Annotated in this window: 19 protein-coding genes; 16 read left to right on the top strand and 3 right to left on the bottom strand. The window is 68.4% G+C overall.

Annotated elements, in window-relative coordinates:
* Window positions 1-14: 14 nt before the first annotated feature.
* From CJ179_RS37785 to CJ179_RS37745, 9 genes are all read left to right on the top strand, one after another.
* A complete protein-coding gene (locus tag CJ179_RS37785; protein WP_095864898.1) occupies window positions 15-1,358 on the top strand; it encodes a nitrate/sulfonate/bicarbonate ABC transporter ATP-binding protein in 1,344 nt (447 codons plus the stop codon).
* Window positions 1,359-1,586: 228 nt separating this feature from the next.
* Window positions 1,587-3,488, top strand: coding sequence for a potassium transporter Kup (locus CJ179_RS37780; RefSeq protein ID WP_179377822.1), 1,902 nt, complete (start codon window positions 1,587-1,589; stop codon window positions 3,486-3,488).
* A gap of 1,045 nt (window positions 3,489-4,533) precedes the next feature.
* Window positions 4,534-6,366, top strand: coding sequence for an APC family permease (locus CJ179_RS37775; protein ID WP_095864896.1), 1,833 nt, complete (start codon window positions 4,534-4,536; stop codon window positions 6,364-6,366).
* A 569-nt stretch (window positions 6,367-6,935) separates the two neighbouring features.
* The gene (gene kdpF / locus CJ179_RS53375; RefSeq protein ID WP_143548986.1) at window positions 6,936-7,025 is read left to right on the top strand and encodes a K(+)-transporting ATPase subunit F; all 90 of its coding nucleotides are present in this window, start codon (window positions 6,936-6,938) and stop codon (window positions 7,023-7,025) included.
* Window positions 7,025-8,695, top strand: coding sequence for a potassium-transporting ATPase subunit KdpA (kdpA, locus tag CJ179_RS37765; protein ID WP_095864895.1), 1,671 nt, complete (start codon window positions 7,025-7,027; stop codon window positions 8,693-8,695). Before kdpF ends, kdpA begins: the two co-directional genes overlap by 1 nt.
* A complete protein-coding gene (kdpB, locus tag CJ179_RS37760) occupies window positions 8,695-10,842 on the top strand; it encodes a potassium-transporting ATPase subunit KdpB (protein WP_095864894.1) in 2,148 nt (715 codons plus the stop codon). The genes kdpA and kdpB overlap by 1 nt, the downstream gene beginning before the upstream one ends.
* 1 nt (window position 10,843) lies before the next feature.
* The gene (locus CJ179_RS37755; protein WP_095864893.1) at window positions 10,844-11,779 is read left to right on the top strand and encodes a potassium-transporting ATPase subunit C; all 936 of its coding nucleotides are present in this window, start codon (window positions 10,844-10,846) and stop codon (window positions 11,777-11,779) included.
* Between the two features lie 97 nt (window positions 11,780-11,876).
* A complete protein-coding gene (locus CJ179_RS37750; RefSeq protein ID WP_373560184.1) occupies window positions 11,877-14,366 on the top strand; it encodes a DUF4118 domain-containing protein in 2,490 nt (829 codons plus the stop codon).
* Entirely contained in the window at window positions 14,363-15,031 is a 669-nt protein-coding gene (locus tag CJ179_RS37745) for a winged helix-turn-helix domain-containing protein (protein WP_095864891.1), read from the top strand. Before CJ179_RS37750 ends, CJ179_RS37745 begins: the two co-directional genes overlap by 4 nt.
* Before the next feature lie 233 nt (window positions 15,032-15,264).
* Here CJ179_RS37745 and CJ179_RS37735 read toward each other — a convergent pair whose 3' ends face one another.
* Entirely contained in the window at window positions 15,265-15,642 is a 378-nt protein-coding gene (locus CJ179_RS37735; protein WP_257015997.1) for a hypothetical protein, read from the bottom strand.
* Between the two features lie 217 nt (window positions 15,643-15,859).
* A complete protein-coding gene (locus tag CJ179_RS37730; RefSeq protein WP_257015996.1) occupies window positions 15,860-16,324 on the bottom strand; it encodes a decarboxylase in 465 nt (154 codons plus the stop codon).
* A 245-nt stretch (window positions 16,325-16,569) separates the two neighbouring features.
* Here CJ179_RS37730 and CJ179_RS37725 point away from each other — a divergent pair, with 245 nt between their 5' ends.
* From CJ179_RS37725 to CJ179_RS53360, 7 genes are all read left to right on the top strand, one after another.
* Entirely contained in the window at window positions 16,570-18,585 is a 2,016-nt protein-coding gene (locus CJ179_RS37725; protein WP_095864933.1) for an APC family permease, read from the top strand.
* Between the two features lie 130 nt (window positions 18,586-18,715).
* Complete coding sequence (locus CJ179_RS37720; RefSeq protein WP_095864889.1) at window positions 18,716-19,594, top strand: alpha/beta fold hydrolase; 879 nt, start codon at window positions 18,716-18,718, stop codon at window positions 19,592-19,594.
* A gap of 795 nt (window positions 19,595-20,389) precedes the next feature.
* Window positions 20,390-21,793 (top strand): wax ester/triacylglycerol synthase family O-acyltransferase, encoded by a 1,404-nt coding sequence (locus tag CJ179_RS37710; protein ID WP_095864887.1) that lies wholly within the window; start codon window positions 20,390-20,392, stop codon window positions 21,791-21,793.
* A gap of 142 nt (window positions 21,794-21,935) precedes the next feature.
* A complete protein-coding gene (locus CJ179_RS51725; RefSeq protein ID WP_179377818.1) occupies window positions 21,936-22,100 on the top strand; it encodes a hypothetical protein in 165 nt (54 codons plus the stop codon).
* Window positions 22,101-22,327: 227 nt separating this feature from the next.
* Window positions 22,328-22,612, top strand: coding sequence for a hypothetical protein (locus CJ179_RS53370; protein ID WP_257015995.1), 285 nt, complete (start codon window positions 22,328-22,330; stop codon window positions 22,610-22,612).
* Window positions 22,613-22,779: 167 nt separating this feature from the next.
* Window positions 22,780-22,983, top strand: coding sequence for a winged helix-turn-helix domain-containing protein (locus CJ179_RS53365; protein WP_257015994.1), 204 nt, complete (start codon window positions 22,780-22,782; stop codon window positions 22,981-22,983).
* Window positions 22,984-23,159: 176 nt separating this feature from the next.
* The gene (locus tag CJ179_RS53360; protein ID WP_257015993.1) at window positions 23,160-23,291 is read left to right on the top strand and encodes a hypothetical protein; all 132 of its coding nucleotides are present in this window, start codon (window positions 23,160-23,162) and stop codon (window positions 23,289-23,291) included.
* A gap of 623 nt (window positions 23,292-23,914) precedes the next feature.
* Here CJ179_RS53360 and CJ179_RS37690 read toward each other — a convergent pair.
* Window positions 23,915-25,459: a Na+/H+ antiporter gene (locus CJ179_RS37690; RefSeq protein WP_095864884.1), complete on the bottom strand. Its 1,545-nt coding sequence runs from the start codon at window positions 25,457-25,459 to the stop codon at window positions 23,915-23,917.
* Window positions 25,460-25,640 lie beyond the last annotated feature (181 nt).

Genomic DNA, 25,640 nt, shown 5'->3' with positions numbered 1-25,640 from the left:
ACCAGGAGATTCCCATGGTGATCGACTCCATCGCCGCCGACAGCGTGCTCATCGACGTCGCCGCGGTCAGCAAGAGCTTCCCCGGATCCGCCGGCGACGAGCTGCGCGTCCTCGACAACATCGACCTGCAGCTGCGATCCGGTGAAATCGTGGCCCTCCTCGGTCGGTCCGGATCCGGCAAGTCCACCCTGCTGCGCGCCATCGCCGGCCTGATCGCACCGACCAGTGGCACCGTCCGGTACCGCGGCACCGAACTGGGCGGCGCCAACCCGGGGGCGGCGCTGGTGTTCCAGTCCTTCGCGCTGATGCCGTGGCTCACCGTGCAGGACAACGTCGAGCTCGGCCTCGCCGCCCGCAACGTGCCCAAAACAGAGCGGCGCGAACGTGCACTCGCCGCGATCGACATGATCGGTCTCGACGGCTTCGAATCCGCCTACCCGAAGGAACTGTCCGGCGGCATGCGCCAGCGTGTCGGGTTCGCCCGCACTCTCGTCCTCGAACCCGACCTGCTGCTGATGGACGAACCGTTCTCCGCCCTCGACGTCCTCACCGCCGAGAACCTGCGCACCGAACTGGTGAGCCTGTGGGCCACCGAGGGCTTTCCCACCAAGGCCATCTGCATTGTCACCCACAACATCGAGGAAGCCGTCCAACTCGCCGACCGCGTGATCGTGCTCGGCGCCAACCCCGGCCGGATCCTCGCCGAGGTCTCGGTCGACCTTCCCCGCCCCCGCGACCGCCGCGCGGCAGCGTTCGAGGCGTTGGTCGACCAGCTCTACGGGCTGCTCACCGGCCGCGCACCCGACCGGGCCGGGCCGGAACCCACCGAGGCCACCCCCACCGCGCACCCGCTGCCCGCCGCGTCGGTCGGCGGACTCGCGGGTCTCGTCGAGATCGTCTACGCCCGAGGCGGTCACATCGGACTTCCCGACATTGCCGCCGAGTTGAACTTCGAAATCGACGACCTCCTCCCGTTGGTCGACGCGGCCGCCATGCTCGACCTGATCACCGTCGGCGGCGGTGAGCTCTCCCTCACCGACACCGGCGCGCGGTTCACCACCGCCGACATCCAACACAGCAAACAGCTCTTCGCCGTTCAGGCCCGGCGCCGCGCACCCCTGGTCCGCACCATCCGCACGGCGCTCGCCGGCAGCGCCGACGGCAATCTCAAGGCCGGATTCTTCCTCGACCTGCTGCGCCGCGGATTCTCCGCAGACGACGCCCACCAGCAACTCGACACCGCCGTCGACTGGGGCCGCTACGCCGAACTCTACGACTACGACACCGTCACCGATCAGATCACCGCGGACCCCGCGGCGGGACTGCACAACCCCGGTATGACCGGAACCCGATCGTAGGGGACACCGCCCACGGGCGGGCGGCAACCTGATCCGACTCAGTCCGTGACACGACCTCCGCCATGGCGATGAAGACGACCGACGCACACCCGCGGTCGGACCGGGCTGCATCACCTCCCACGGTTTGGGTCCCGTCGCCGTCGCGCCGCGGCAGGATGGGATGCGGATCCGAAAAATGAGGAGCGCGCCGTGCCCACAGAGCCCGGAGTCAGTCCGCCGAGTCGCGCGGTGGGCGGTCGAGAATCGGTGCGGGCCGCCGTCGTGGTCGGCGCACTCGGTGTGGTGTTCGGCGACATCGGAACCAGCCCGATTTACACCATCCAGACGGTGTTCAACCCGGCCGACCCGCACCCCGTGCCGATCAGCACGAACAACGTGTACGGGGTCGTGTCGCTCATTTTCTGGTCGGTGATGCTCATCGTCACCCTGACCTACGTGCTGTTGGTGATGCGCGCCGACAACGACGGCGAGGGCGGGATCATGGCGCTCATCACGCTGCTGCGACGCCTCGGGGGCACGGGGGGCCGCCGCGCCGCGGCGGTGCTGGCCGGGCTCGGCATCTTCGGTGCCGCACTGTTCTTCGGCGACAGCATGATCACACCGGCGATCTCGGTGCTGTCCTCGGTGGAGGGCCTGAAGGTCGTCGAGCCGGGGTTGGAAGAGTGGATCGTGCCGATCACGGCGGTGATCATCGTGGGGTTGTTCTCCGTGCAGCGCCGCGGCACGGCGGCGGTCGGCCGGCTGTTCGGGCCGGTGATGATCGTCTGGTTCGTCTCGATCGGGGCCTGCGGCGTCGGCGGCATCGCCGCGCACCCGGAAATCCTCAAAGCGCTCTCGCCCACCTATGCCGTGTCCTTCATGTTCGGGCATTTCGGGATCGCGTTCTTCGCGCTGGCCGCGGTCGTGCTTGCGGTCACCGGCGCCGAGGCACTTTATGCAGACATGGGGCATTTCGGCCGGCGGGCGATCACCCGCGGTTGGCTCGGGCTCGTCCTGCCGGCGTGCGTGCTGAGCTACCTCGGCCAGGGGGCACTGCTTCTCGGTGACCAGAGTGCCGTGAGCAGCCCGTTCTTCCTGCTGGCCCCCGGCTGGGCACGGTGGCCGATGGTGTTGCTGGCCACCGCGGCGACGGTGATTGCCTCTCAAGCGGTGATCACCGGCGCCTACTCGGTGGCCTCACAAGCCGCCCAACTCGGTTACCTGCCGAGACTGCGGGTGGCACACACCTCGGAGTCGACGATCGGGCAGATCTACGTCCCGTGGATCAACTGGGTGCTGATGGTGTCGGTACTTACGCTGGTCTTCGCCTTCCGCAGTTCGGCGGCGTTAGCGTACGCGTTCGGAATGGCGGTGACCGCGACGATCACCATCACGACGCTGGTGTTCTTCTACATCGCCCGTACCAAGTGGGGCACACCGCTGTGGCTCCTCGTGGCCGGCGGCGGCGCCTTGCTAGCAGTTGACCTGCTATTCCTGGCGGCGAACCTGACCAAACTGGTGCACGGGGCCTGGCTGCCACTGCTGATCGGGCTCATCGCGTTCACCGTGATGACCACCTGGCAGCGCGGGCGCAAAATAGTCACCCGCGCGCGGGAGCAGGCGGAAGGACCGCTGCGCGCATTCGTCGACCAGCTGCGCGCTACCCGGCCGCCGCTGTTGCGGGTCCCGGGCACCGCGGTGTTCCTCAACCGCGGTAAACAGACCGCGCCGTTGGCGATGCGCGCCAATGTCGAGCACAATCGCGTGCTGCACCAACACGTGGTGATCATGTCCATCGACACGTTGCCGGTGCCCCGCATACCCGACGCGCAGCGCACGGAGGTCGACAGTCTCGGCTACGCCAAAGACGGGATCGTCCACGTGACCGCGCACTTCGGGTACATGGAAACACCGAACATCCCCGGCGCGCTGCGACTGCTCGACCCCGCCGACACCGAGGGCCCGATCGCGATCGATGACGCCTCCTACTTCCTGTCGAAGATCGAACTGACCATGGGGACGGCACCGACGATGGCAACATGGCGCAAGCGACTGTTCATCGCCACCTCCCACATCACCGCCGACGCTGCCGAGTACTTCGGCCTGCCGGGCGGGCGCACGGTGATCATGGGTTCGCGAATCGACGTGTAAGGGCGCGATCCGCCGCCACGCGTTCCGTCCGAAAACGAGGCAACCGACCCGAACCGGACGAAATCGAGTGAGCGCCGCCGAGGCCCGGCTCTCCCTTGATTTCCGCGCAAATGTTCTCACTGGTAGCGCGGCTCCCCTAGCGAACAGTCGGACACGGTGTCGAGATTCGGGGAAGATCGACCGAACACGCTTGTCGGCCGCGTCGAGTCTGGCCGCCAGACTGACCGTCGCGGTCAGTCTGGCAGCCGGGGCAGCGAGCTGGGGCAGCGTCTTAATGCGCCTCTATATGTCGAGGAACCGGACGTCCTTGGCATTGCGGGTGATCCGATGACCATGAGGGGTGGCCACCATCTCTTTACACACCTGCAGCGCAAGCAGAACGTGCTGGTCCGCCTGACGTCAACGGGAGACGACGGCATTCGTGCGGTCACGGACGAAATGACTGGGTGGCGTGGCTTGAAGCCCGATCCGGGATCAACGCCGGTGACCTGATCCGAACCTTCCAGCTCGACCCGCCGCTGGCGCATCGACTCGTCGACCTCGCACACGAGCGGCAATCCTGACTCGGTGTGGCGCGGTACAGTCCGGCACCTGCCTGCCTCGAGTCCTGACAGGTGGCCCGCCACGCCTTTCGCCGGGTTGTGCGCGTATGGATCTCGCGAAGAATGTGCCGGGTGTCTTCTCACGCGGCCACCGGCGGACGACGCTGGCCTGGTTCTGTTCGACGCCATTGTGTGACGCCATTGTGTGAAGGGAAGCCTCGTCGTGGGTAATCTGTTGATCACCTTCTTGCTCCTCGGATCGTTTCTCGGGGCCGCCCTGATGATCCGCTACCTCAACACCCGCCCCGCCCCTCGTGGGCCCGTCACGGCGTGGCCACCGCGGGATGTGAGTTCTTCTGGGCGGCAGCACCAATCGACCCGGAGGTAATGATCCGTGCGCCGCACGAGTTCGTAAGGACTCGGCCCGGACGCGTCAAGAAGGTATCAAACCCCTACTCTGCGCTCGCCGGCATCCGGAGGCTGATCGTGTGAGACACGCAGTCATGATCGGCCACCGGGGTGTGGCGTCGTCGCAGACCGTTCGTCCCCGCGGTGACGGAAAGAGGGAACTCTCCGTCGCTACCGGGTTGGCGGGGCTCTCCCTCGATGCGATGGCCTCGGTGTCCTACGGGCCCGAGGCCATCGTCCTGGTGCTGGCGGTGGCCGGCGGGGCGGGTCTGGGTTTCGCCCTCCCGGTCACTCTCGCCATCGCCGCACTGCTGGCCGTACTGGTTGCGTCCTACCGTCAGGTGATCGCAGCGTTCCCCGGCGGAGGGGGCGCCTACGCGGTGGCGCGCACGCGACTGGGGCGGCGGTCGAGCCTGACCGCGGCGGCGTCGCTGATCGTCGACTACGTTCTCAACGTCGCGGTGTCGATCGCCGCCGGCGTGGCTGCACTGACGTCGGCCTTTCCCGCTCTGTTGCCCTACACCGTGTGGATCGCGCTGGTGATCCTGGCCGGTATCACTGCCCTGAATCTGCGGGGCATCGCGGATTCGGCGCGCGCGTTCATGATCCCGACGGTCGTGTTCGTCGCGGGCATCTTCACCGTCATCGTCGCCGGCCTCCTCCGCTCGGAACCGGCGAGCACCGTCGGGGGCGGTGTCGTCCCCGGCCACGCCCAGACGATCGGCATCCTGCTGTTGCTCAAGGCTTTCTCGAGTGGGTGCGCCGCGCTGACGGGTGTGGAGGCGATCGCGAACGCCGTCCCGAGCTTCAAGACGCCCCGGGTGGTGAATGCTCAGCGCGCCGAAGTGGCACTGGGTGTGCTTCTCGGGACGATGCTGATCGGGCTGGCCGTGTTGATCGAGAAGTTCTCACTCGCCCCGGTCCTCGGTACCACCGTGCTCTCCCAGCTCACCGCGGCGTCGCTCGGCGACGGGGTCGGCTACTACGTCGTCCAGTTCGCGACGGTCGTGCTGCTGGCGCTGGCGGCGAACACCTCGTACGGCGGCCTGCCGACGCTGATGCGGATCCTCGCCGACGACAACGTCTTACCGCACCGCTTCGCCCGCAAGAGTTCACGGGAGGTGTATCGGTACGGGGTACTGACACTGGGGATCGCCGCCGGGGTGCTGTTGATCGGATCCGGCGGAAACATGAACGCCCTCGTCCCGCTCTTCGCCATCGGCGTGTTCGTCGGATTCACCCTGGCGCAGATCGGAATGGTGCGGCACTGGTGTGCCGAACGCACACCCGGGTGGACATGGCGAGCCGCCCTCAACGGCACCGGCGCACTGCTGACCGCCGTCGCGGCGCTGGTGACGGCGGCAATGAAGTTCACCGAGGGCGCGTGGCTGATCGTCATCGCCCTACCCTTGCTGGTGGCCGGAATGGAGCGGGTCCGCACCGCCTACGAGCACATCGGTGAGCGACTCACCCTCGGCCCCGACCGCATGGACCCACGCGTCATCGGATCGCCGACCACCGTGTTGGTCCCGGTGTCCGGGGTGACGGAACTGAGCCGGATGGCATTGTCCGCGGCCGTGACGATGACGCCGGCGCCGGTCGCGATCCGTGTCTGCCACCCCGGCGAATCCACCACCGAGTTCACCCGGCAGTGGCAGGCCCGGTACCCCTACACCGAGCTGATTCTGATCGAGGACACCGACAACTCGGTCGGTGTCTCGCTCGCACGATATGTCCGCACCCACTTCACCCCCCGGGTGTCCGTGATCCTGGCGACCATCGAACCGGCCGTCACCTGGCATCGCCTCCTGCCCACCCAGCGGGCCGACGAGATCGCACGCGCGCTACGCAAGCACAGCGATGCGATGGTGTGCCAGATCGCGCTCCGCATCGACCCCGCCCACCGGGATCCGAGCCTGCGCGCGTGACGGGGTGAGCGCGGTCGGCGCCGGGGTCACCTGACAGGCCGCCCCGCACCCCAGTGGCGCGGGGCGCTCTGCTCCTCGACCTCCTCCACGTGTTCGCGGCCCCACTCGCAGTCGGGTGCGCAGCCGGACCCCCGGATACCGGTGCTGCTGCTCGAAGTCGACCCGATATCGGGATCCCCAACGGCGAATGGCCCGCCACCCGAGAAACCCCGCGGTGCCCCGAAGCGCCGCGAAATCGGTCGCATCGGGCCGATTGCACAGCAAGGGTGCATGCAGCCAGGGCGCGCACTCGTCAACGCAACGTCAAGACCCTGCGGTGGGCGCTAAGGATCCGTCAACGAACCTCGAATCCGACCCGCGCCGGAGTTGACTGTCCACTGAACCCGCGACAGGTTCACCGTGGAAAACGCCCCGCCACCCCGCCGAGGAGGAAGCCGTGGCCGATTCGGATCGCCGACCCGGCGGGGCTTTCAGCGAAGGAAACGAGAGATGACTGTTCTGGTGTTCATCCTGCTGACCGTGGCGATCTTCGCCCTGCTCGGCGTGATCCAGCGGGCGGTAGAGCGGTTGTGAACGTCGACAACGCTGTCGGTCTGGTCCTGGTCGTGCTTCTCGCCGTGTTCCTGATCGCGGCACTGCTCTTCCCCGAGAGGTTCTAGTGAGTACCACTGCGGCGGGAATCTTGTTCACCGGGTCGCTCGTGCTCGCCCTGGTCCTGGTGCACAAACCGCTGGGCGACTACATGTACCGGGTCTACAGCGGCACCAAGCATTCCCGCGCGGAGCGGGGCATCTACCGACTGATCGGCGCCGACCCCCACGGGGAGCAGGCCTGGCCGGTCTACGCCCGCAGCGTGCTGGCGTTCTCCGCGGTGAGTATCCTGTTCCTGTTCGGATTCGCGCTGCTGCAACAACACCTGCCACTGCACCTGCCCGATCCCGCCACCGAGATGACCGCGCCGCTGGCGTGGAACACCGCGGTCAGCTTCGTGACCAACACCAACTGGCAGGCGTACTCGGGTGAATCCACCATGGGACACCTCGTGCAGATGGCCGGCCTCGGGGTGCAGAACTTCGTCTCGGCCGCCGTGGGCATGGCCGTCGCGATGGCCCTGGTCCGCGGATTCGTCCGCCGGCGCACCGGTAATCTCGGCAACTTCTGGGTGGACCTGGTCCGCGGAACCCTCCGCATCCTGCTGCCGATCGCGTTCGTGGCCGCGGTCGTGCTGGTCGCCGGCGGGGTGATCCAGAACTTCCATCTCCACACCCAGATCGCCGACACGCTCGCCGGGACCACACAGACCATCACCGGCGGCCCGGTGGCCAGCCAGGAGGCGATCAAGGAACTCGGCACCAACGGCGGCGGGTTCTACAACGCCAACTCTGCGCACCCATTCGAGAACCCCACCACCTGGACGAACTGGGTGGAGAACTTCCTGCTGCTGGCGATCAGCTTCTCACTGCCCCGCACGTTCGGCCGGATGGTGGGCAGCAAAAAGCAGGGGTACGCGATCGCCGCCGTCATGGCGACCCTCGCCATCGTGAGCGTGACGATCATGAGCTTCGTCCAGTTGCAGCATCACGGCACGGTGCCGACCGCGATCGGCGCGTCGATGGAGGGGGTGGAGCAGCGGTTCGGTGTCGCCGACTCGGCGACCTGGGCGGCCTCGACCACGCTGACCTCGACCGGTGCCGTCAATTCCTTCCACGACTCGTACACCAGCCTGGGCGGCATGATGGCGCTGTTCAACATGCAGCTCGGTGAGGTCGCCCCCGGCGGTGTCGGGTCGGGTCTGTACGGGATGCTCATCCTCGCGGTCATCACGGTGTTCGTTGCCGGGCTGATGGTCGGCCGCACCCCGGAGTATTTGGGGAAGAAGATCACGCCACGCGAAATCAAGCTTGCTGCATCGTATTTCCTCGTCACCCCACTGATCGTCCTGGTCGGCACCGCGGTCGCGATGGCGCTTCCGGGGCAGCGGGCCGGCATGCTCAACACCGGTCCACATGGACTGTCCGAGGTCCTCTACGCCTTCACCTCGGCCGCCAACAACAACGGCTCCGCCTTCGCCGGCATCACCGTCAACACCACCTGGTACAACACCGCACTCGGCCTGGCCATGGTCTTCGGCCGGTTCCTGCCTATGATCTTCGTGCTGGCCCTGGCCGGTTCACTCGCCAAGCAGGGCACCACCCCGGAGTCGATCGGCACCCTACCGACCCACCGGCCCCAGTTCGTCGGCATGGTCGCTGGGGTAACTCTGATCCTGGTCGCCCTCACCTTCCTCCCCGCGCTCGCGCTCGGACCCTTGGCAGAAGGAATCCACTGATGTCCACCACGACCATCGCGGCGTCCGCCGGACCGTCGCAGCCGGCCACGGGAGATCGGGTGCAGGGCGGCCTCCTGGACCCGAAGATGCTCCTGCGGTCGTTGCCGGACGCGGTCCGCAAAATCGACCCGCGCACCCTGTGGCGCAACCCGGTGATGTTCATCGTCGAGGTCGGCGCGGTCTGGGCCACCGTGCTGGCCATCATCGATCCCTCATGGTTCGCCTGGGCGATCGTGTTCTGGCTCTGGCTGACGGTGATCTTCGCCAACCTCGCCGAGGCGGTCGCCGAGGGCCGCGGCAAGGCCCAGGCCGACACACTCCGCAAGGCCAAGACCGACATGCTCGCGCGCCGGCTCACCGGCTGGCAACCTGGCGCCGTCGTCACCGAGGAGCAGGTGGCCGCGCCGGCGCTTCAGCAGGGCGACTTCGTCGTCGTCGAGGCCGGCCAGACCATCCCCGGCGACGGTGACGTCGTCGAAGGCATTGCCTCGGTGGACGAATCGGCGATCACCGGCGAATCCGCCCCGGTCATCCGCGAGTCCGGCGGCGACCGGTCCGCGGTCACCGGCGGCACCCAGGTGCTCTCGGACCGGATCGTCGTCAAGATCACCCAGAAACCGGGGGAGAGCTTCATCGACCGGATGATCGCGCTCGTCGAGGGCGCCAACCGGCAGAAGACCCCGAACGAGATCGCCCTCAACATCCTGCTGGCCGCGTTGACGATCATCTTCGTGTTCGCCGTCGCGACGCTGCAGCCGCTGGCCATCTACTCCAAGGCGAACAATCCCGGTGTCCCGGACACCTCCGCGCTGGACGCACACGGCGTCACCGGCATCGTCATGGTCTCGCTGCTGGTCTGCCTCATCCCGACCACGATCGGGGCGTTGCTCTCGGCCATCGGGATCGCCGGGATGGACCGTCTCGTGCAGCGCAACGTGCTGGCGATGTCCGGGCGTGCGGTCGAGGCGGCCGGCGACGTGAACACCCTGCTGCTGGACAAGACCGGCACCATCACCCTGGGCAACAGGCAAGCGTCGCAGTTCCTCCCGGTGTCGGGGGTGTCCGAGGAGCGGCTCGCCGACGCCGCGCAGCTCTCCAGCCTCGCCGACGAAACCCCCGAGGGCCGCTCGATCGTGGTGTACGCCAAGGCGGCGTACGGGCTGCGCGAACGCACGCCGGGTGAACTCGCGCACGCCACCTGGGTCGAATTCACAGCGCAGACAAGGATGTCCGGCGTCGACCTCGACGGCGGTCACCAACTGCGTAAGGGCGCCGCCACCGCGGTCGCGGATTGGGTCCGCCGCCAAGGCGGCGAGGTTCCCGCGCAGCTCGGGCAGCTGGTCGACGGCATCTCCGCGGCCGGCGGCACCCCCCTGGTGGTCGGCGAGGTCGTGGACGGGCGGGCCACGGTGCTGGGCGTGATCCATCTCAAAGACGTCGTCAAGCAGGGCATGCGGCAACGTTTCGACGAGATGCGCCGGATGGGGATCCGTACCGTGATGATCACCGGTGACAATCCGCTCACCGCCAAGGCGATCGCCGACGAGGCCGGTGTGGACGACTTCCTGGCCGAGGCAATGCCGGAGGACAAGCTCGCGCTGATCAAGCGTGAGCAGGAGGGCGGCAAGCTCGTCGCGATGACCGGTGACGGCACCAACGACGCGCCCGCGCTCGCGCAGGCCGACGTCGGTGTTGCCATGAACACCGGGACGTCGGCGGCGAAAGAGGCCGGCAACATGGTCGACCTCGACTCGGACCCGACCAAGCTCATCGAGATCGTGGAGATCGGCAAACAGCTGCTCATCACCCGCGGCGCCCTGACGACGTTCTCGATCGCCAACGACATCGCCAAGTACTTCGCGATCATCCCCGCAATGTTCGTGGCGGTGTTCCCGGGCCTGGACCTGCTCAACGTGATGCGCTTGCACAGCCCGCAATCGGCGATCCTGTCCGCGGTCATCTTCAACGCGATCATCATCGTCGCCCTGATCCCGCTGTCGCTGCGCGGGGTGAAATACACACCGAGCAGCGCCTCGAAGCTGCTCAGCCGCAACCTCTACGTCTACGGCCTCGGCGGCATCATCGCGCCGTTCGTCGGGATCAAGCTCATCGACCTGATCGTCCAATTCCTCCCCGGGATGTCCTGACATGCGTATCTCCAGTTGGATTCGGCAGCACCTGGCGGCGGTGCGGGCGCTGCTCGTGCTGACCGTCATCACCGGCATCGCGTACCCGCTTGCGGTCTGGGCGGTGGCCTTGGGCCCGAGCCTGCACGAGAAGGCCGAGGGGTCGATCGTCGAGGTGAACGGGCAGGCCGTCGGTAGCACGCTGATCGGTCAACTGTTCACCGACGCCGATGGCAATCCCCTCGCGCGGTACTTCCAGAGCCGGCCGTCCGCGGCGGGCGATGGCTACGACCCGACGTCGACGAGCGCGAGCAACCTCGGCCCGGAGAGCATTGTGGACACCCCGGCCGATCCGGCGCTGATCGGGGCCGGAATGGACTCCGCCGATGCGGGTTTCACGGCGAGCCTGCTCACCACGGTGTGCTCGCGAAGCCAATCGGTCGGACAGCTCGAGGGCGTCGACGGCTCCCGCCCGTTCTGCACCCCCGGCGGGGTCGGCGCGGTGCTGTCGGTGATCGGCCCGCGGGACGCACGCGGAAACGTCGTGCACCCGACCACGGTGGTCAGCGTCAACGAACCGTGCTCCGCCGACCCGGCCACCCCGGTCACTCCGTTCCTCAGGGCGTACGAGGGGGTGCAGGTGGAATGCGCCGTGTTCGGTGAGGACTATGCGATCGGCCAGATCGTCCCGATCCGCGGAGATGCCCCGGCGAACCCGCAGGTTCCGGCGGACGCGGTCACCGCCAGCGGCAGTGGCCTGGACCCGCACATCTCGCCGGCCTACGCGGACCTGCAGGTCGCCCGGGTGGCTGCGGCCCGCGCAATCCCCGTCGACCAGGTCCGGGCGGTCGTCGACGACAACACGAGCGGCCGGGGCCTCGGCTTCCTCGGGGAACCCACCGTGAACGTGCTCGAGCTGAACGTCGCGCTCGACCAGCAGTACCCGGTCCGGGGCTGACCGCACCCGTGACTCGGGGCGGAGAAAGGGAGGCGCCGTGAGGGGCACCCTGCGCATCTACCTCGGCGCCGCACCCGGGGTCGGGAAAACCTACGCCATGCTCGGCGAGGGGCAGCGCCGCGTCGAACGCGGCACCGACCTGGTCGTCGGCTACGTCGACTGCCACGGCCGGCCGCGCACCCAGGAGATGCTCGACGGCCTCGAGATGGTGCCCGTCAAGACCATGACCTACCGCGGCGCCACGTTCCCCGAGATGGACACCGACGCGGTGATCGCGCGTGCACCCCGGGTGGCCATCGTCGACGAGCTCGCCCACACCAACGTGCCGGGGTCGAAGAACGAGAAGCGTTGGCAGGACATCGAGGATCTCCTCGATGCCGGCATCGATGTCATCTCCACCGTCAACATCCAGCACCTCGAGTCGCTCAACGACGTCGTCGAGCAGATCACCGGCATACCGCAGCGCGAGACCGTTCCCGACGAGGTGGTGCGCCGCGCGGATCAGGTCGAGCTGGTGGACATGGCCCCCGAAGCCTTGCGGCGCCGGATGGCCCACGGCAACGTCTATCCGCCGGAGAAGGTCGGTGCCGCCCTCGGCAACTACTTCCGGGTCGGCAACCTCACCGCCCTGCGCGAATTGGCGATGCTCTGGCTGGCCGACAAGGTCGACGACCAGCTCGACCGCTACCGGGCCGACCACCACATCACCGGCACCTGGGAGGCGCGCGAACGCGTCGTCGTCGGATTGACCGGCGGTCCCGAAGGGGAAACCCTCATCCGCCGGGCCGCGCGGATCGCGGACCGGTCCAAGGGCGCCGACCTGTTCGCCATCCATATCACCCCCAGCGACGGTCTGGCCGGCGCCAACCCCGCCCACCTGGCCCGGCAGCGGGCACTGGTGGAAAGCCTCGGCGGCACCTTCCATCACGTGGTGGGCGATAACGTTCCCGGCGCCCTGCTCGACTTCGCCCGCGGCGTCAACGCGACCCAGCTGGTGCTGGGCGCGTCGCGACGGGGTCGGGTCGCGCAGGTCTTCTCCCGCGGGGTCGGGGTGGAGGTGACCGCGCGCTCGGGCAGTATCGACGTGCACATGGTCACCCACGAGGCGACCAAACAGGGCCGCGCCCAACAGTTGTCGGCGCTCACCCGGCGGCGGCGGGCGGCCGGCTTCGGTCTCGCCGTCGTCGGGATGCCGCTCCTGTCGATCGCGCTGGCGAACCTGCGGGGGCACCTGTCGCTGCCGAGTGACATCCTCATCTTCCTGATCGGGGTCGTCGGGGTGGCGCTGGCGGGCGGGTTGTGGCCGGCGCTGGTCGCCGCCCTGCTCGGGTCCGCGCTGCTCAACTATTACTTCACCCCGCCGCTCTACACGTTCACCATCGCCGAGGCCCAGAATGTGCTCGCGCTGCTCGCCTACGTGGTGATCGCGGTCGCGGTCAGCGCCGTGGTCGACCTGGCCGCCCGCCGCACCCGCGAGGCGGCCCGCGCCAGTGCGAACGCCACCGTCCTGGCGAACCTGTCGGGCAGCGTGCTGCGCGGGGAGAAGGCACTGCCCGCGATCCTCGAACGGCTACGCGAAACCTACGCCCTGACCAGCGTCACCCTGCTCGAACGTCCACCCGAGATCCCGTTGACGCCGGCCCGCCAGCAGGAACCGGCGCGGTGGCGGGTGGCCGACACGGTCGGCGGCGAGCCCTGCACCAGCCCGGACGAGGGCGACATGGTCGTCGCCGTCGACGACGACCTGTCCCTGGTGTTGTGCGGGGCGACACTCCCGGCCGCCGACCGGCAGGTCCTCGAGGCCTTCGCCGCCCAGGCCGCGGTGGCGCTGCGCCAGCAACGACTCGCGGACGAGGCGGACCGGGTCCGGCCCCTCGCCGAGGCCGACCGGATGCGCACCGCGCTGCTCGCCGCCGTCAGCCACGACCTGCGCACCCCGCTCGCCTCGGCGACGGCGGCGGTGGAGAGCCTGCGCAGCCCCGAGGTGGTCTGGTCCGATCAGGACCGGGGCGATCTGTTCGACACTGCCGCCACCTCGCTGCAACGGCTCGACCGGTTGGTCACAAACCTGCTCGACATGAGCCGCCTGCAGGCCGGCGCACTCGGCATCGCCACCGCGCCGACCGCGCTCGACGAGGTCATCCCGCTGGCCCTCGACGCCCTCGGCGCGGGCGCCGTTGAACTCCAGATCCCCGACGAGGTGCCCGACGTGCTCGCCGACCCCGCCCTGCTCGAGCGGGTCCTGGTCAACCTGATCGCCAACGCCCTGCGCCACACCCCACCGGGCCGCAGTGTCCTGGTCGCGGCGAGCGCGCACGGCGACACCGTCGAACTGCGGGTCGTCGACCGCGGCCCCGGAATACCCCACGACAAACGCGAACTCGTCTTCCAACCCTTCCAGCGGCTCGGCGACACCGACAACGGCAGCGGGGTCGGACTCGGACTGGCGCTGTCCCAGGGCCTGACCGAGGCCATGGGCGGCACCCTCGTGCCCGACGAGACCCCCGGCGGCGGCGTCACGATGATCGTCACCCTGCCCACAGCCCGGACCACCCCCCACCCAGACCACCTCAGCGATCCCGCATGAACCGGATTCTTCTCGTCGGGGCCGAACCACAGCTGCGCCAGGCCCTCGATCTCACCCTCCGGGCGCGGCACTACGAGGTACGGACCGCACCCGACCCCGCCCGCGCCCTCACCCAGGCCGCCACCTGGGATCCCGACCTCGTGGTCCTCGACCTCGACCTTCCCGACCCCGAGACCGTCGCGGGAGTGCACGGCTGGAGCCGCAGGCCGATCATCGTCCTGGCCAGGCACACCGAACCGCACGAGGAGGTGGCCGTGCTCGACGCCGGCGCCGACGACTACATCACCAAACCGTTCGGCATCGACGAATTCCTCGCCCGCGTCCGTGCCGTCATCCGGCGCACCCCCGACAGCACCCGGCCACACATCATCGACGTCGGCGACCTGCGGGTCGACCTCACCCGTAAAACCGTCACCGGCACCGAAGGCAAGATGGTTCACCTCACCCCGATCGAATGGGCAATCCTCGAACCGCTGTTGCGCAGCCCTCGGACACTCATCGAGCGGAAACAACTCCTGACCGCGGTCTGGGGACCCGGCCACGCCACCGACACCCACTATCTGCGGATCTACCTGGCCTCGCTCCGCCACAAGCTCGAGCCGAACCCATCGCGCCCCCGTCACCTCATCACCGAACCCGGCATGGGCTACCGCTTCGAACCCTGACCGTCGCGACGGCGTCGACGATGACAACACCTCCGGTGAGAAAGTGTCGAGACCCCCAGGGCACCGGGTGATGACGGCCGGCTCCGGCGACACCCGGGGCTCCGCGCCCGTCGAAATCCGCGCTACCGACGGTCAGTTCGAGCACATCAGTCAGTTCGAGCACATCGACGTCGAGCGGAAGGTTGAGCCGCAGAATCCGCACACTGACGGTGGCGGTGCCGCGGAGCTGAAATTCACTGTCCGCGCGACCCGTCGGGTCGCGCATACAAAGCCGTCCACACCCAGAACGAGGACAGCAGGTCTGCAGTTCGCCGGCCGCGATCGGTCAACCAATATGTGGTGGGGTGCGGTGCGCGGGTATCCCAGCTGCCGCCCCGGTCGCCGGCTACCAGCCCGCGGGCGGCGAGGATCCGAAGGGCGGCCATGAGAGGGCGCGGCCGCAACCGCGCACGTGCTCCGAGCGCGGTCGCCGTCTGCGGCCGCAGGGAGAGCGCATCGAGCATCTCCACGATGTGCGGGTGGTTCACCAGCTCCCGCAGCTCTGACGCGCCGGGGAGCGCGTCCGGCCCGTGGCGGTCGGCCGGGTTCGCGGAGGCATCCGGATTGCGCATACCGCGGACAGTAGGCCCCGACAGACCCCGCGCGGCAGGGACATTTGCGCAATCCGCACGGATCAGGACGGATTATTTATGTGCTCCCTACGCGACGAGCAGCTGTTCCAATCCGATCTCCACGGCATCGTGCTCACGTGAACGCAAGGAAGCCCGCCGCGCACGGCGTTCGGCTCCGGGGTCTCGGGTCGCCCCAACGGTGGGCGTCTCGGCGCTGCTATCGGACCACCGACCGGGCGGGCGCGGGGGCACCTGCGATCACGGTCGGGTGTGTCATCAGGATGACCGCCGGCCGGGGATACCGGTTGCGGGCGCACGCGTCATCGAGCGCGTCGTCGATGGCGGCGAGAAGTGCGTCTTGATTCGGTAGTCCGTCTCCGGAGGCGGTCGCGAGGTCCTGGTCCTCCCCGACGATCAATTCGGTCAAGATCAGGCCGTAGTCACGCCGAACCTGCTCCATCACACCGATCGCCTGGTCGACACGCCTCTCGACGAGCCCGGAATCGGCGGCAGCGGTACCCACGCTGCAGCACACACCCACCAATCGCAGGTGCGGCTGCCCGATCACCGCGCTCAGCGCGTCGTCGATCGCCCGACTGTCGGCGGTCAACTCCGTCGACGACAGGTCGATCAACACGTTCTGACGGCGGCGTGCGTGGGCGAACGGGCGATGCATGGTCATGACGAGCTCCCTGGGATCCCCTCGGGTGTCCGCAGCGGATCACACGGGAGACCTGATTCCACAGTTACACCGGGTACACGCCACTGTTGCTGGTCTTGACGTCATTCTGACGACGACATCCCGAACATTGATGCCGCGTGTGCGGGACGTCGCTGACAGTGAGCTACCACCGGGGTTGGTTTCTTGACGGGATCTTGACGCCTCGGCCGGGCGATTTCGCCGTGGTCGGGACGTACGCTTCGGCCGTGTCCAAAGCCGTACATGCCGCGCGGCGCCTGATCCTCGGGCGTGCGCTGCGCAGTGAGCATCTCGGTGACCAGTTGCTGTCCAAGCGGCTGGCCCTACCGATCTTCGCCTCCGACCCCCTCTCGTCGGTGGCCTACGCCACCCAGGAAATTCTGCTGGTCCTCTCGCTCGGCGGGCTGGCGTACCTGTACCTCACCCCGTACCTGGGTGCGGCAGTGGTCGTGCTGCTGGCGGTGGTGGTCCTCTCCTACCGGCAGGTGGTCTTCGCCTACCCCAGCGGCGGCGGATCCTACGAGGTCGCGAACCGCAACCTGGGGCCGTCCGCCGGGTTGACGGTCGCCGCCGCCCTGCTCGTCGACTACGTGATGACCGTCGCGGTGTCGGTGGCCGCCGGAGTCGACAACCTCATCTCCGCGCTGCCCTCACTCAATCCGCATCGGGTCGAACTGGCGGTCGGCTTCGTGATCCTGCTGACCGCGATGAACCTGCGCGGGGTCCGCGAATCCGGCAAAACCTTCGCCGTCCCCACCTACGGATTCATCGCCGGCGTCCTCGTCCTGATCGTCACCGGCCTGATCCGGGTGCTACTCGGGGATGCACCGGTCGCCGAGAGCGCCGCCTACTCGATCACCCCGGAACACTCCGGGATCACCGGGCTGGCACTGGTGTTCTTCGCACTGCGCGCCTTCTCCTCCGGCTGCACCGCGCTGACCGGGGTCGAGGCCATCTCCAACGGGGTCCCCGCCTTCCGCAAACCCAAGAGCACCAACGCCGCCAAGACCCTCGTCGCGATGGGGGCCACCGCAATCGTGATGTTCGCCGGCATCACCGCACTGGCCATCGTCAGCAAGGTCCGCATCGCGGAACACACCTGCGACCTGGTGGGTTTCACCGGCAACTGTGACACCGATCCGCAGCGCACGGTGATCGCGCAGATCGCGGCCGCGGTGTTCGGGGGGACCACCAATGTCGGGTTCTTCTACATCCAGGCCGCCACCGTCCTGATCCTGATCCTGGCCGCGAACACCGCCTACAACGGGTTCCCGCTACTGGCCTCGATCCTGGCCCGCGACCGCTACCTACCCCGCCAGCTCAACACCCGCGGCGACCGGCTGGCGTTCAGCAACGGCATCGTGCTCCTCGCCCTGGCCGCCGGCATCCTGATCGTCATCTTCGACGCCTCGGTCACCCACCTGATCCAGCTCTACATCCTCGGGGTGTTCACGTCGTTTACCCTGAGCCAGGCCGGGATGGTCCGGCACTGGAACCGCCTGCTGCGCGCCGAACCGGACCGCGCGGAACGGCACCGCATCCGGTTGCGGCGGGCCGTCAACGGTGTCGGCTGCGCCCTCACCGGGCTGGTGCTGATCATCGTGACCGCCACCAAGTTCACCCAGGGCGCCTACCTGGTGGTCATCGCGATGCCGATCCTCTTCGTGATGATGAAGGCCATCCGCCGGCACTACGACCGGGTGGCCGCCGCGCTCGTCCTCGACGAGGACAGCTTCGACCTGCCCTCCCAGGTGCACGCCATCGTCCTGATCTCCCAGCTGCACAAACCGGCCGCCCGCGCCCTCGCCTACGCCCGCGCCACCCGGCCCTCGACCCTCGAGGCCGTCACCGTGCAAAGCGACGACACCCCCCGCCTGCAGAAGGAGTGGGACAAGCACAGCATGCCGGTGTCGCTGAAGGTGCTCGCGTCCCCCTACCGGGAGGTGACCCGGCCGATCGCCAACTACATCAAGACCATCCGCCGCGACAACCCGCGCGAGGTCATCACCATCTACATCCCCGAATACGTCGTCGGGCACTGGTGGGAACACCTGCTGCACAACCAGAGCGCCCTGCGCCTCAAGGGCCGGCTGCTGTACACACCGGGCGTGATGGTCACCAGCGTTCCCTGGCTGCTGGACTCGGCCGAACACGTCACCCATCCCGCCGCGAGGCCCGCGCCGGGGGACATCCGCCGCGGCGCGCTCCCGGCGGCCACACCCACCCCGAACAACCGGCCGTGAGCACGCCGGGGACCGCGAGGGTGCGAATCGGTCACGTGCCGCCGACGGCGACGCCGCTCGCCGTGGCCTGGTATGCGGCTTCCCGGCCCACGGCTGTCCGGGCGGAGCCTGTGCAGCCGGAACGAGTGCCATGAAAGTGCCGCTGACGTCGTCGCACGGGATCTACCGCGACACCGACGCCAGTGTCCGGGTCCGGCGCTGGTGCCGAGAACAACTGCAGCACCGGGATGTGACGCACTCACTGACCCGGCTCGAGACGCCACTCGGGTCGACCACCGTCCTGAGCACCGGTACCCGTGCCGGATTGCCCCCGGTGGTCCTCCTGCCGGGGACGGGACTGAACGCGGCGACGACGCTCCCGACCGTGCGCCTCCTGCACGGCAAGCACCGCGTCTTCGTCCCGGACATCCCGGGAGAGCCGGGGCTGAGCTCCTCACACCGCCCTCACCGGCACCGACTCCGCGCCTACGGTGCATGGCTCGACAACCTGCTGCCGCAACTGAGTGCGGAACCGGTCATCCTGGTCGGCCACGCTCTGGGAGCGGCCATCGCACTGGCCGCCACCCCGAGTGCGGGTATCGCGGCACTGGTCCTGGTCAATCCCGCCGGACTCGTCCCACTGACACCCACCCGCGCCCTGACTAGGCTCCGTACCAGATCGATCCGCAACAGCAGGGGCGGCAACAGCGAACGAATCCTGACGCATCTGCTGTCCCCGCGCTACCTCGCCGACGAAAACCTGACCGACTGGTTCAGCATGCTCACCCGAGACTGCACGCCGTCGCGACCTCCGCGACGGCTGCCCACCGACACGGTCCGCAGGTGGGCGGGGCAGCTTCCGATCATCGTCGCAACCGGTGAACACGACACACTCCTCGAGCCGGAACGTCTCCGCGACCCGGTCCGTTCGCTGCTCGACGTCGAGTTACGCACCATTCCCCGATGCGGACACCTCACTCTCCGCGAGAGGCCGCACGCCGTTGCCGAGTTGATCACGCAGCTGCCATAACCGTGTCAGACCCCATGGGCGGCACCATCGTGCCCGACGAGACCCCCGGCGTCGTCACGATGATCGTCACCGTGCCCGCTGGGCGGGGCCACGTCGAACCATAATCGGCCACGGCGCCGCATGGGTGTAAAGGAAACAGGCTCGCCCGGAGGCTCCCGCCCGCCCGCGCCCCGGCGCACGGCCGCGGCGGTCCAGTTGTCCGGTGCGGCGGAGGTTCGCCGCGAATTTCGTTACGTTTCATGGTCGCTCGTCGACCAGCAGGTGGCGACGGCGGCGTCGACCGCCCCCCACCCGGGCCAGATGTTCGATCCGAGGGGTGAGTGAGGCGGCCTGGGTCTGCGTATGGATATCGCGAAGAATTCGTCGGCCGGTGGCCGATGCCGGTGCGCGGGGCGCACTCTGGTCTGTGCCCGACTCGATGATCACGTGGACAGAAGGACACTTTCCGTGGGTGATGTGCTGTTGGTACCGGTGCTTGTCGGCTCCCTCGCGGCGGTATCGCCCGGGTGATCCGGTACCTGGACGCGCGCCCACACCCGGCGGTCCCCCACCCCCGGGGTTGAACCGCTGCTCGCCGCCACCTCCGTCCCCCCACCCCACGGGTCGCCGCCCCACACCTGCGGTCCACCGTCGCCCGCTCATCGGGAATCCGCGGCCACGAGAAAAGATCTCATCGAGGCGGTCGAGCGCAGCTCCCCCCGGCCCGGTGCGTGAGGGTGCACCGCCACCACAGTTTTTCACGACGACGGATTTACGTGATCCGTCTGCCCGTTCGAGGTTCGAAAGGTCAACGCCATGTTGCTTCCCATGTCGCCACTGGACTCGATGTTTCTGCTCGGCGAGTCGCGTGAACATCCCCTGCACGTCGGGGGTGTGCAGATCTTCCAACCGCCCGAGGGGGCCGACGCCCGGGACATGCGGGCACTGCTCGATACCGCGCTGACCGACGGCGATCGGGGCGTGGCCCCGCAACTGGGGAAACGGGCCCGGCGGTCGTGGACCTCGCTGGGACAGTGGGGTTGGGAAATGGACTCCCGCCTCGATCTCGGGCATCACGTCCGCCACGACGCCCTGCCCGAGCCCGGAGGCGAGGCGCAATTGTGGGCGCTGTGCGCTCGCCTACACTCCGCCCTGCTCGATCGCAGCCGCCCGCTGTGGGAGACCCACCTGATCGAGGGACTGCGCGACGGCCGCTACGCGATGTACACCAAGATGCACCACGCCGTCGCGGACGGGGTCAGCGCGATGAGCATGCTGCGCCGCACCCTCAGCGAGGACCCCGACGAACGCGGGATGCCCGCACCGTGGCAGCCCCCTCACCCACGGCCAGCGGGCCCGGCGACCGACGCCGTCGGCACGGCAGGCGCGGCCGATCTGCCGAGGGCGGCGGTCCGCACCGCCCGCGGCGCGGTCGGCGAACTCGCCGGACTCGTCCCCGCCCTGGCCGGCACCCTCGGCCGAGCGGCCCGCGATCAAGGCGGACCACTCTCCCTGACCGCCCCCAGAACCATATTCAACGAACCGATTTCGGGTGCTCGCCAGTTCGCGGCCCGGTCCTGGCCGCTCGAACGGCTGCGTCTGGTCGCCAAGGCGGCCGATGCCACCATCAACGATGTGGTGCTCGCCATGTCCGCGGGGGCGCTGCGCAGCTACCTGCACTGGAACGGCGCGCTGCCCGCACAACCACTGATCGCGATGGTCCCGGTCTCGCTGCGCGACGAACAACAGGGAAGCCACGGCGGCAACGGTATCGGGGTGCTGATGTACAATCTCGGCACCCACCTACCCGACCCGGCGGCCAGGCTGAACACCGTGCGCACCTGCATGCGCGAAGGCAAACAAGCCCTGGCCGCGATGAGCACGGCACAGATCCTGGCGATGAGCGCACTCGGCGCCGCCCCGGCCGGGGCGAGCATGCTGTTCGGGCACCACCCGCGACTGCGTCCACCGTTCAACCTGATCATCTCCAACGTACCCGGGCCACGCCGCCCGCTGTACTGGAACGGTGCCCGGCTCGACGCGGTGTACCCGCTCTCCATCCCCGTCGACGGGCAGGGACTCAACATCACCTGCACCAGCAACGACGACATCATCTCCTTCGGGATCACCGGCTGCCGCCGCACCGTGCCGCACCTGCACACGCTGACCGCCCACCTCGGCCACGAACTCGACGCACTCGAACACGCCGTGGGCCTCTGACCCCACACGGACCTGCCCCGCCACCCCGGCCAACCTTCCCGGCTCTGTCGGCGCGGGCCCCACGTCCATTGCACTGATCAAGTGTCGAGAAGACCTCCATTACAACACGATTCACAGGACACGAAGACAAGGAACCGCACACATGAACTCATCGAGGACACCGGCCACCCCAGCCCGCCGTTCCGCGGGGACGATGAGCACCGAGGAGATCAAGGCCCATCTCGAGGCGATGTTCGCGCCCGACCGCACCGAACCCGGCGCAGTGATCGGACGCGGCGAACCCGACACCGACCGGCGGACACGGTGACATGCGGGAAAGGTCACCACACCCTCCTGACCCGGTACCGGGAACCGCGGGCACCGTGCGGATGCGACCGCGCGGACTGCCACGGATCCCAGGGACGTCGCATCTCGCGGCGCTGCATGCGCGATGGACTTCGACAGCCGTCACCGCCGGCCGACGACACCTCGGCGGAGCAGAACCAATAATCGACAGCGCGCGACATCGCAGGAAAACCAGTCCAAGGACTACCGATGAACACCCTCCTCGCCCCCACCGTGCATCCCGCATGCATGGTGCTCGTCGACGCCGAAGTGGAACGATCCGTCATCGCCCGCCTCCGCGACAATGGCGTGCTGCCCTGGGACGTGGCAATCGTCGATATACGATCGCATCGCCGCCACGGGCTCGCCACCGTAGAGGCCCTGCGGGCCACGCGATTCGAGGCCGCCCTCATCGTGGTCGGTGCCTTTCACTCCATCGATGAACGAATCGCGTTGCTCGACGCCGGCGCCGATCACGTCCTACACGGGCGGTGAGCCCGGCGGTACTGATCGCCTGGACCCGATCGATACTTCGCCGGACGAGGGCCCTACCGCCGGATGCGAGTCAGGTGAGCAGTTCGCACCTGCTCTTGCACAGGGGGTGTAACACGATCGAACGGAACGGAATACGAACAACTCTGACAAACACCGAGTTCGATCTGATGACCATCCTGGCCCGGAACGCCGGCCGCGTCGTCCCGCGCCGACGCCTCTTGCTACTCGTCTGGGGAATCCCCTGCGAGTCGAGCACGAACGTCCTCAACGTACATATTTGGTCACTCCGTCGAAAGCTGGCGTCCATCGGTGCTCCGCAGTCGGTCCGCACTGTTCGCGGTGTCGGGTTCGCTTTACACGAGCCGGATTGACTGCGGCCACGGCGGTGCCAGACCGAAGGCGTGCGACCCGCGGAGGACGCCCGGCCGCGCGCACCCGGGTGCGCGTATAGATCTCGCGAAGAATGTGCCGGACGTCTTCCCACCGGCCCACTCGCGGTCGATGCTGGTGGGGTCCGGTGAACTACATGCATGAAGGAAACCTCCTCGTGGGTGATCTACTCGTCACAGTCCTGCTCCTCGGATCGTTCCTCGGCGCCGCCCTGACGATCCGCTACCTCAACACCCACCCCACCCGACCCCACGGGTACCCGTCACCCCATGACCACCGAGGAACATGAAAACCGCGGAACATGACACCTGCCGGGCAGCCGGCACCGTACCGGAGGACCCCTGCGCATCGATTCCCCGTGACTCCGGCGACCGAGCCCTGGGCGACGACGACTCCCGTCGAGTGCGTGACCAACCGACCAGGACCCCACACACCCTCCACCGCAACAACGCCCGATTCGACCGGCTGACGACCAACCGCATCACTTCCCGGTAGTCGTCCGAAACCTCGGCCCGGCGAACCGACATCCGTGACAACACCGCCGGCCTGCCGGAAAGCCAGGGTTTGCCCAACCGGCCAATGCCATCCCGGACAGGTTCACCAGCAACTGCAGCGCGCTTCCGCAGATGTCCCGGCCGACACCGAAGGCCACCCCCAACGCGACTTCGGCCGGGCGGTCTCGGCGAACCGGTTCAACCACTCACCCGGCAGGAGGCCCCCCCTCAAACCCGGATCGCGAGAGCATCGAAACTCGTTGCCTTGCTGGTGATATCACGGTCCGGCCCGACGCCTGATCAAGCACGGCGACCTGCTCCGAGCTTCCCCACCCTCACGGCCAGACCTGTCCGTACCCGTGCCGCCCGCCGCGCGGCGCCGCGCACAACCGATCGCGGTACCGACCTCGTCACGCCGTCAGCGGTCGCCGAGGGCGGCTTCCTCCCGGTCGAGGTCGTTCTGCAGGCTTCTGCGGGTGGCGTCGCTGATCCGGTGCTCGTCGAACAGGCGGCGCAGTTCAGCGTTCTGGACGGCGATCACTTCGTGCCGCAGCTCGCGGTAGGCAGCGTGCATGGTGCTGCCGTCGGGGCGGTCGGTGGTGTGGTCGAGCCGAGCAGCGAGGCCGCGCCGCATGCGGTCGATGACGGGCTCGGGGTGGGTCTCCAGCTCGGCGAGGTGCTCGATGTAGGCGAGGGCGGCGCGGTCGAGGATGTCGCGGGCGTCGGCCTCCTCACGGGCGGTGTGCTCGGGTTCCAGGGCCAGTCCGGAGCGGTTCACGATCGGAGCCAGGCTCAGGCCCTGGACGACCAGGGTGAAGACGACGACGGCGGTGGTGAGCACCAGCACCAACGGCCGCCCGGGCAAAAGGGCCCCGCTGGTGGTGGTCAGCGGGATGGACAGCGCGGCGGCCAGGGGCATCACGCCCCGAGTTCCGGCCCACGTCACCACCGCCGCCACCCGCCAGGAGGGCCGAGAGCCGGTGGACTTCGCGGCGGCGGACAACGGCAGCATCCACAGCACCCGGATACCGATCAGCACGGCGGCGAGGAGCAATGCCTGCAGCGGCCACCATCCGGTGCCGCTGGGCAGATCGCGCACCAGGGTGGGCAGCGCCAGACCGACGATGCTGAACACCACACTCTCCAACAGGAACACCACGACCGCGTACACGGCCTGGATTTGGAGGCGGATCTGGGCGTCGCTGAAACGGTGACGGGAACGGCCGAGCAGAACCCCCGCGACCACCACCGAGGTGATCCCGGAGGTGTGCGCGGATTCCGCCAGCACGTACGCGATGTACGGGGTGACCAGGGCGATCACCGTCTCGAGCACCGGATCCGTGGTCCGCCGGCGGATCAACGCCACCACCCCGGCGACGGCGCCGCCGATGACGCTGCCACCGCCCGCGAGCAGCACGAACTCCCCGCCGACCGCCGGCCAGCTCACCGCGCCCGCCGCCACCGCGACGCCGACGGCGACCTTGAACAGCACGAGCGAGGTGGCATCGTTGAACAGGCTCTCCGCCTGCACCAGGACCTGCACGCGCCCGGGCAGCGCCAGGCGCCGGCCGAGCGCGGTCACCGCCACCGGATCGGTACTGGCCAACACCGCGCCCAGCACGAACGCCATCACCGGCGGCAGGCCCGTCACCGCCACCGCGACATAACCCACCGCCGCCGCCGAGGCCAGGACGAGCCCGAACGCGAGGACCGTCACCGGCCGCCACACCATCCGCAGATCCCGCAGCGACAGCTCCTCCGCCGCCGCGTACAGCAGAGGCGGAAGCACCACCAGAGCAATGGTCTGCGGCGGAATCCGCAGCTCGGGCGCCCCCGGTATCAGCGCCACCGCGAGACCGGCGAGCACCAACAGCGACGGGGCGGGAATGCGCCAGCGCCGGGCGAAGGTCGCCACCGCCGTGGCCAGCACCACCAGGAACAGGACGATCGCCACTTCGCGCATCTATGAAGCCCCCGATCACGAGGGACGGGGTCCCTGCCGCCGATCGCGGCAGTCCATCCCCGCGCCGACCAGGCTTCCCGGCACACCATGGGTAATTTTATCGACACTCCCATGACGCGCCACCACCTCTTCACCCATTCACAGCACCCGCTGAATGCGTTCGTCCGTCTACCCGAGACCG

This window comes from Rhodococcus sp. ACS1 (assembly GCF_002300155.1).
Lineage (GTDB): Bacteria > Actinomycetota > Actinomycetes > Mycobacteriales > Mycobacteriaceae > Rhodococcus_F > Rhodococcus_F koreensis.
This window is presented reverse-complemented; position numbering and strand designations above follow the sequence as displayed.

Bases quoted from the DNA above. Each gene is read 5' to 3' on its own strand.
- CJ179_RS37720 (WP_095864889.1), top strand. From the start codon at position 18,716: ATGAAAGTGCCGCTGACGTCGTCGCACGGGATCTACCGCGACACCGAC.
- CJ179_RS37750 (WP_373560184.1), top strand. From the start codon at position 11,877: ATGCTCGGCGAGGGGCAGCGCCGCGTCGAACGCGGCACCGACCTGGTC.
- CJ179_RS37730 (WP_257015996.1), bottom strand. From the start codon at position 16,324: ATGACCATGCATCGCCCGTTCGCCCACGCACGCCGCCGTCAGAACGTG.
- CJ179_RS53370 (WP_257015995.1), top strand. From the start codon at position 22,328: ATGAACACCCTCCTCGCCCCCACCGTGCATCCCGCATGCATGGTGCTC.
- CJ179_RS37755 (WP_095864893.1), top strand. From the start codon at position 10,844: ATGCGTATCTCCAGTTGGATTCGGCAGCACCTGGCGGCGGTGCGGGCG.
- kdpB (WP_095864894.1), top strand. From the start codon at position 8,695: ATGTCCACCACGACCATCGCGGCGTCCGCCGGACCGTCGCAGCCGGCC.
- CJ179_RS51725 (WP_179377818.1), top strand. From the start codon at position 21,936: ATGAACTCATCGAGGACACCGGCCACCCCAGCCCGCCGTTCCGCGGGG.
- CJ179_RS37690 (WP_095864884.1), bottom strand. From the start codon at position 25,459: ATGCGCGAAGTGGCGATCGTCCTGTTCCTGGTGGTGCTGGCCACGGCG.
- CJ179_RS37735 (WP_257015997.1), bottom strand. From the start codon at position 15,642: ATGCGCAATCCGGATGCCTCCGCGAACCCGGCCGACCGCCACGGGCCG.
- CJ179_RS37710 (WP_095864887.1), top strand. From the start codon at position 20,390: ATGTTGCTTCCCATGTCGCCACTGGACTCGATGTTTCTGCTCGGCGAG.
- CJ179_RS37785 (WP_095864898.1), top strand. From the start codon at position 15: ATGGTGATCGACTCCATCGCCGCCGACAGCGTGCTCATCGACGTCGCC.
- CJ179_RS53365 (WP_257015994.1), top strand. From the start codon at position 22,780: ATGACCATCCTGGCCCGGAACGCCGGCCGCGTCGTCCCGCGCCGACGC.
- CJ179_RS37775 (WP_095864896.1), top strand. From the start codon at position 4,534: ATGATCGGCCACCGGGGTGTGGCGTCGTCGCAGACCGTTCGTCCCCGC.
- CJ179_RS37745 (WP_095864891.1), top strand. From the start codon at position 14,363: ATGAACCGGATTCTTCTCGTCGGGGCCGAACCACAGCTGCGCCAGGCC.